At 77.9% G+C, this 6,726-nt stretch carries 7 protein-coding genes, 1 tRNA gene and 1 other RNA gene; 7 read left to right on the top strand and 2 right to left on the bottom strand.

All coding sequences use genetic code 11. The annotated features are described in order from the left end of the window. Positions 1-4 precede the first annotated feature (4 nt). A tRNA-Ser gene (locus EJA20_RS17660) sits at positions 5-89 on the bottom strand. Positions 90-213: 124 nt separating this feature from the next. After that, a complete protein-coding gene (locus EJA20_RS17665) occupies positions 214-642 on the bottom strand; it encodes an organic hydroperoxide resistance protein (protein ID WP_129339834.1) in 429 nt (142 codons plus the stop codon). Positions 643-755: 113 nt separating this feature from the next. Here EJA20_RS17665 and EJA20_RS17670 point away from each other — a divergent pair, with 113 nt between their 5' ends. The 7 genes from EJA20_RS17670 to EJA20_RS17700 all read left to right on the top strand — a co-directional run. Continuing rightward, entirely contained in the window at positions 756-1,361 is a 606-nt protein-coding gene (locus EJA20_RS17670) for a TetR/AcrR family transcriptional regulator (RefSeq protein ID WP_129339835.1), read from the top strand. Further along, the gene (locus EJA20_RS17675) at positions 1,358-2,356 is read left to right on the top strand and encodes a Gfo/Idh/MocA family protein (protein WP_129339836.1); all 999 of its coding nucleotides are present in this window, start codon (positions 1,358-1,360) and stop codon (positions 2,354-2,356) included. The genes EJA20_RS17670 and EJA20_RS17675 overlap by 4 nt, the downstream gene beginning before the upstream one ends. A gap of 8 nt (positions 2,357-2,364) precedes the next feature. Continuing rightward, an RNA gene (gene ffs / locus EJA20_RS17680) (signal recognition particle sRNA small type) lies at positions 2,365-2,461 on the top strand. 192 nt (positions 2,462-2,653) lie between these two features. Next, the gene (locus EJA20_RS17685) at positions 2,654-3,418 is read left to right on the top strand and encodes an ABC transporter ATP-binding protein (RefSeq protein WP_129339837.1); all 765 of its coding nucleotides are present in this window, start codon (positions 2,654-2,656) and stop codon (positions 3,416-3,418) included. Next, positions 3,415-4,773, top strand: coding sequence for an FtsX-like permease family protein (locus EJA20_RS17690; protein WP_129339838.1), 1,359 nt, complete (start codon positions 3,415-3,417; stop codon positions 4,771-4,773). Before EJA20_RS17685 ends, EJA20_RS17690 begins: the two co-directional genes overlap by 4 nt. A gap of 103 nt (positions 4,774-4,876) precedes the next feature. Continuing rightward, positions 4,877-5,200 (top strand): hypothetical protein, encoded by a 324-nt coding sequence (locus EJA20_RS17695; protein WP_129339839.1) that lies wholly within the window; start codon positions 4,877-4,879, stop codon positions 5,198-5,200. Positions 5,201-5,365: 165 nt separating this feature from the next. Then, positions 5,366-6,726, top strand: a 1,361-nt coding sequence (locus EJA20_RS17700) for a DNA polymerase III subunit gamma and tau (RefSeq protein WP_129339840.1), incomplete at its 3' end; no start/stop codon positions are given.

Raw genomic sequence — 6,726 nt, forward strand, 5'->3', positions numbered from 1 at the left:
CCGGCGGAGGATGGGGGATTCGAACCCCCGAGGGTGTTACCCCAACACGCTTTCCAAGCGTGCGCCATAGGCCACTAGGCGAATCCTCCTGGGTGCGCGCCGACCGTCTCCGGCCGGACCGCGGGAGCGAGTCTAGCCGAGACGACGGGGCCCTCCGCACGTCGGGCGCGGCCGGCGTGGGGCGGGCCGGGCCCGTCGTGCGCGGCCGGCGCGTCAGCCCACCGTCACCGTGAGGTCGACCGCCACGTTGCCGCGGGTCGCGTTCGAGTAGGGGCACACCTGGTGCGCGGCCTCGACGAGCGCCTCGGCGGTCGGCTGGTCCACGCCGCCGACCTCGACGTGCAGCGAGGCGCCCAGGCCGTAGCCGACGCCGCCCTCGTTCGGCTGCAGGGACACCTCGGCGACCACGGCCGAGTCGCTGATGGCGACCTTGCGCTCGGCGGCGACGCCCTTGAGCGCGGAGTGGAAGCACGCGGCCCAGCCGGCGGCGAAGAGCTGCTCGGGGTTCGTGCCGCCGCCCGCGCCGCCCATCGCGGCGGGCACGGCGAGGGCGACGTCGAGCGCGCCGTCGTCCGAGGTGGCCCGGCCGCCGCGGCGGCCCTCGCCGGTGGACGTGGCGACGGCGGTGTAGATCCCGGCCATGGTGCTCCCTTCGACCGCGCCGGTCGGCGCAGGTAGACGAACTAGTACGTCTACTCCATCATGGATCCCGTGCGCGTGCCACGTCGGCCGCCGCGGACGGAGGGCGGGGCGCGATGACGGCGACGGTGCTGGACGCGCTCGCGGCGCGGCAGGGCTCGCCCGTGGCGCGCCGGATCCTCGCCGCCGCCGCCCCGCTCCTGTACGCGCAGGGCCTGCGCGCGGTCAGCGCCGACCGGGTCATCGCCGCCGCCGGCACCACGAAGGTCACCTTCTACCGCCACTTCCCGACGAAGGACGCGCTCGTGGTGGCCTACCTCGAGGGGTGGCACGCGCTCGAGCGCGAGGGGTGGGACGCCCTCGTCGCCGCGGTCCCGGACCCCCGCGAGGCCCTCGTGCGGCTCGGCGAGGCGCTGCGGGAGCAGGCGTGCGCGCCGGGGTTCCGGGGCTGCGCGTTCGTCAACGCCGGGGCGGAGTTCGCCGACGGCGACCACCCCGTCCGGCGGGTCGTCGACCGCCACCGGGCGTGGTGGCGCGAAGCCGTGGGCGACCTGCTGCGACGGGCGGGCGCGGGGGACCCGGCGGCGGCCGCCGACGCGCTCCTCGTCGTGCGGGACGGCGTCCTCGTGGCCGGGGACGCGGACGGTGCCGACGCCGCCGGCGCGGCGGGGGCGCTGGCGTGGCGTGCCGTGCTCGCCGTGGCGCTACCGTCGCCCCCGTGACCGCCGCGCACCGACCGACCGACAGCGTCCGCTGGGGCATCGTCGGCGTGGGGGACGTCACCGAGCGCAAGAGCGGCCCGGCGTTCCAGCGGGTCGAGGGCTCCGAGATCGTCGCCGTCATGCGCCGCGACGGTGCGAAGGCCGCCGACTGGGCCCGCCGCCACGGCGTCCCGCGCTCCTACGACGACGCCGACGCGCTCCTGGCCGACCCGGACGTCGACGCCGTGTACATCGCCACCCCGCCCGACGCCCACGCCGACCTCACGCTGCGCGCGGCGGCGGCGGGCAAGCCCGTCTACGTCGAGAAGCCCATGGCCCGGACGGCGGCGGAGTGCGACACGATGATCGCGGCCTGCGAGGAGGCAGGCGTGCCCCTCCTCGTCGCGTACTACCGGCGCGCGATGCCCCGGTTCCGCACCGTGGCGGCGCTCCTGGCCGACGGCGCGATCGGCCGGCCCGTGGCGGTGAGCATCCGCAACCAGTTCCCCCCGAAGGGCTGGGACGTCCTGCCGTGGCGGCTGCGGCCGGAGGTGGCCGGCGGCGGGTTCTTCGTCGACCTCGGTTCCCACACCCTCGACCTGCTCGACCACCTCCTCGGGCCCGTGGAGGAGGTGTCCGGCGGCTCGACGAACGGCGGCGGCCACTACCCGGCGGAGGACCTCGTCACGGGCGTGTTCCGGTTCGCCTCCGGCGTGCGCGGCACGGGGCTGTGGGCGTTCGACGCGGCGGAGGACGTCGACGAGGTGGAGATCGTCGGCACCGGGGGCACCCTGCGCTTCTCGTCGTTCCAGCCCGAGCCGCTGCGGCTCACGACGCGCGACGGCACGCGCGAGATCCCGGCGCCCTACCCCGACGTCGTCCAGCAGCCGCTCGTGCAGACCGTCGTCGACACGATCCTCGGCAGGGGCACCTGCCCCAGCACGGGCGTGAGCGCGCGCCGGACCGCGGCCGTCGTCGACGCCCTCCTGGCGGAGCACCGCGCGACCCTGCGGTAATCTGGGCGGCAGACCCCTCGTGCGGCGTCATCTCGCTGAACCCCCCCAGGGCCGGAAGGCAGCAAGGGCAGGCGAGCTCTGGCGGGTGTGCGGGGGGTCCTCTCGTCTCCCGGGTCGGCAGCCCGGAGCCCGGTGCGCGGCCCTCCCGGTCCCCGGCGTCCCCCTGACCGTCCGCGGGTGCCGTCCCGCGGAGGGATGGCGCCGGAGGAGGGGTCCGCCCCCGGGCGGACGGCCCGCCCGCCAGGACGGGAGCAGGGGCCGACGCGGGGCGCCCCCCGGCGACGCCAGCCTGGGGGCATGACCTCGCAGACCCCTCCCGGACCTCCCCCCGCCCGTCCCGACGTCCGGCTGTCGGCGCGCGGGCTCGTCCACCGCTTCGGCACGACGACCGCCCTGGCCGGCGTCGACGTCGACCTGCACGACGGCGAGGCGCTCGCCGTCATGGGTCCGTCCGGCTCCGGCAAGTCGACCCTCCTGCACTGCCTGGCCGGGATCCTCGTGCCGGCCGCGGGCGAGGTCACCCTGCGCGGCGCGCCCGTCTCGCGCCTGTCCGACCGCGAGCGGTCGCTCCTGCGGCGCCGCCGCTTCGGCTTCGTGTTCCAGTTCGGCCAGCTGCTGCCCGAGCTGCCGGCGCAGGAGAACGTGGCGCTGCCGCTGCTGCTGCTCGGGGTGCCCCGCGCGGAGGCGGTGACGCGGGCCCGGCAGTGGCTCGGCTGGCTCGGGCTCGGCGGCATGGAGGAGCGGCGGCCGGGCGAGCTGTCCGGCGGCCAGGCGCAGCGGGTCGCGGTGGCGCGCGCCCTCGTCGCCGGCCCGGAGGTCGTCTTCGCCGACGAGCCCACCGGCGCGCTCGACCGGGCCACCGGCGCGGAGGTCATGCGCGTCCTCACCGGGGCCACCCGGGCGGCCGGCGCGAGCCTCGTCGTCGTGACGCACGACGAGGAGACGGCGGCGTGGTGCGGCCGGCGCGTCGAGGTGCGCGACGGGCGGCTGCGCGAGGCGCCCCGGGTGCACCCGTCGACGACCGCGACCCCGGTCGTCGCGGCCGGCGGCGGTGCCCGGTGAGGGCGGTCCTGGCGCTGGCGCCCCGCCTGCGGCGGGCGGGGGAGGACCGGTCCGTCACGCCCACCGCCCTGGCGGTCGCGGCCTTCGCCGTCACGACGGCGCTGACGCTGAGCGTGGTCGGCGGCCTGCGCGGGTTCGTCGCGCGGGAGGCCGACCCGCCGTCCTGGCTCGACGCCTCCATGGCGCCGACGTACGTCATCCTCGCCTGGGTCGCGGTCGTGCTCCTCGTCGTGCCGCTGCTCGCGCTCGCGGGTGCCGCCGCGCGGCTCGGCGTGGCCCGGCGCGACGCGCGCCTGGCCACGCTCCGGCTCCTCGGCGTGACGCCGCGCGAGGTGGTCGTGCTCACCGCGGTGGAGACCGCGGCGCAGGGGCTCGTGGGCGCCGTGCTGGGCGTCGTCGGGCACGCCCTGCTGCTGCCCGTGTGGGCGCAGGTGCCGTTCCAGGGGCGGCCCTTCACCGCGGGCGAGCTCTGGGTGGGGTGGGCCGGCGCCGTGCTGGCGCTGCTCGTCGTGCCGCTGCTGGCGGCGCTGAGCGGGGCCGCCTCCCTGCGCCGCGTCGTCGTGTCCCCGCTCGGGGTCGCGCGCCGCACGACGCCGCCGGGGATGCGGGCCGTGCGCGTGCTCGGCGTGGTCGGGGCGCTCGTCGCCTTCGTCGTGGGGGCGCGGGTGATGAACCGCCTCGGGGAGGCCGTCGCGATCGCGCTGATGCTGGGGCTGCTCGCGCTCGTGCTCGGGACGCTCAACCTCGTGGGGCCGTGGACCGTGGGCGTCGTCGGGCGGCTCATGGCGCGCCGCGGCGGCCCCGCGCGGCTGCTGGCCGCGCGCCGGCTGCTCGACGACCCGCGGGCCGCGTGGCGGGTCGTCGGGGGGCTCGGGCTCGCGTCGTTCGTCGCCGCGGTGCTCTCCGTCATGCCCGGCTTCACCGTGCTGAGCGGCGAGAGCGACCCCCAGACGGAGCTCCTCGTCGCCGACCTCGTCACGGGCGGGGTGCTCACCCTCGCGATCGCGTACGTCGTGGCCGCCGTGGCGGCGGGGATCGCGCAGGCCGCAGGCGTGCTCGACCGGCGGCGCGAGCACGCGCTGCAGCTCCTCGCGGGGGTGCCGGTCGAGCTCTTCGACGCCGTCCGGCGCCGCGAGGTGCTCGTGCCGCTGCTGGCCGTGTCCCTCACGTCGGCGGGGGTGGGCCTGGTGGTGCTGCTGCCGCTGTTCGGCGCGTCCCTCGTCGTGCGGCCCGACGGGCTGCTCCTGCTGCTCGGCTGCCTCGTGGTGGGGACCCTGGCCGTGCTCGCGGCCACGGAGGCCAGCCGGCCCCTGCTGCGCGCGACGGCCGCCACGACGGTGGTCCGCGCGGACTGACGCGTCGCCGGCGGGCGCGGAGGGCGGGTGAACCTGGGGCCACGGGACCTGTTCACCCGCCCGCCCCGCACCTCCGGGCCCGTCGCGCTGCCAGCCTGGCGCCATGACCACGGACCTCCTCACGCCCGTCCCCGTCGCCGTCCTCCCCGGGGTGGGCGCGGTCGACGCGCGGCCCGCGACGGACGGACCGGTCGCCGCGCCGGTGCCCGGGCGCGCGCCGTGGCCGGCGGTGGCCGCGGGCTGGGTCGGTCTGCTCAGCGCGTTCGTCTGGGTGCTCGGGCCGGTGGCGGTCGTGCTGGGGACGGTCGGGCTGCGCCGGGCGGCGGCGGGCCGGCCCGGGCGCGGGCGGTCCGTCTACGCCCTCGTCTGCGGCGGCTGCGCGACCGTCGCGGCGCTCGGCGCGCTCGTCCTGCACCTGGTCCCCTGAGGTCGGGCGGGACGCCGCCGGGGTGGTCCTCCGCGCCGTGGTCGAGGCGTCCTGCGGCGCGTCCCCGAGCGCGTCGGAGGGGTCGGCGGTAGGCCTCCGGCGGGGCCTGCGACCGCCTAGGGAGGGCCGGTCCCGGGTGTCGGTCGGGGCGCATAGGGTGCCTGCGTGACGACAGCCCTGTACCGGCGGTACCGCCCCGAGACCTTCGCCGAGGTCATCGGCCAGGAGCACGTCACGGGGCCCCTCCGGCAGGCGCTGCGCTCGGGCCAGGTCAACCACGCGTACCTGTTCTCGGGCCCGCGCGGCTGCGGCAAGACGTCCTCCGCGCGGATCCTCGCGCGCATCCTCAACTGCGCGGAGAACACCCCGGAGCACCCCACGGACACCCCGTGCGGCCGGTGCGAGTCCTGCGTCGAGCTGGCCCGTGGCGGGCCGGGCAGCCTCGACGTGGTGGAGATCGACGCGGCGAGCCACGGCGGTGTCGACGACGCGCGGGAGCTGCGCGAGCGGGCCACCTTCGCGCCGGCGCGGGACCGCTACAAGGTGTTCATCCTCGACGAGGCGCACATGGTCTCGACGCAGGGCTTCAACGCGCTGCTGAAGATCGTCGAGGAGCCGCCGCCGCACATCCGGTTCATCTTCGCGACGACGGAGCCCGACAAGGTCATCGGCACCATCCGCTCGCGCACCCACCACTACCCCTTCCGGCTCGTGCCGCCGGACGTCCTCGTGCCGTTCCTCGAGGAGGTGTGCGCCACGGAGGGAGTGCCGGTGGGCCCGGGCGTGCTGCCCCTCGTCGTGCGGGCCGGCGGCGGGTCCGTGCGCGACACCCTGTCGGTGCTCGACCAGCTCATCGCGGGCTCCGACGCCGGTGGGCTGCAGTACGAGGGCGCGGTCGCGCTGCTCGGGTACACGCACGCCTCCCTGCTCGACGACCTCGTCGACGCGGTGTCGGCCCGGGACGGGGGAGCGGCCTTCCGCGTCGTGGAGCGCGTCATCGCCACGGGGCACGAGCCGCGGCGGTTCGTCGAGGACCTGCTGGAGCGGCTGCGCGACCTCATCGTCATCGCCGCCTCGGGCGAGGCCGCCACGGCCGCGCTGGGGGACCTGCCGGCCGACGCCCTCGAGCGGATGCGGGCGCAGGCCCAGCACCTCGGCCCGGCCGAGCTCTCGCGGTCGGCGGACCTGGCGAACGCGGCGCTGACGGAGATGGTCGGCGCGACCTCCCCGCGCCTGCACCTGGAGCTGCTCATGGCGCGGCTGCTGCTGCCGGCGGCCGACGACAGCCGTGCCGGCACCGCCGCCCGCCTGGACCGGCTGGAGCGCGTCACCGGGGGCCGGTCGGCCGAGAGCTGGCCGGAGGCCGCCGGGGACGCCGCGACCGGTGTGTCCGCGCGCCCGGGCGCCGCGGGCGAGCGCGCACGCGTGCCGGCGACCCCCGGGGAGCCCACCACGGCGGCGGGTGCCGTGCCGCGTCCGGGCGTGGCGACCGCGGCCCGCGCCGACGAACGGGGGGCCGCCACGGG

Origin of the sequence: Cellulomonas endophytica (assembly GCF_004123805.1) — a bacterium.
GTDB lineage: Bacteria > Actinomycetota > Actinomycetes > Actinomycetales > Cellulomonadaceae > Cellulomonas > Cellulomonas endophytica.

What these genes read in the sequence shown, in the direction of transcription:
- EJA20_RS17670 (WP_129339835.1), top strand. Translation starts at nt 756, where the DNA reads ATGACGGCGACGGTGCTGGACGCGCTCGCGGCGCGGCAGGGCTCGCCC.
- EJA20_RS17685 (WP_129339837.1), top strand. Translation starts at nt 2,654, where the DNA reads ATGACCTCGCAGACCCCTCCCGGACCTCCCCCCGCCCGTCCCGACGTC.
- EJA20_RS17665 (WP_129339834.1), bottom strand. Translation starts at nt 642, where the DNA reads ATGGCCGGGATCTACACCGCCGTCGCCACGTCCACCGGCGAGGGCCGC.
- EJA20_RS17695 (WP_129339839.1), top strand. Translation starts at nt 4,877, where the DNA reads ATGACCACGGACCTCCTCACGCCCGTCCCCGTCGCCGTCCTCCCCGGG.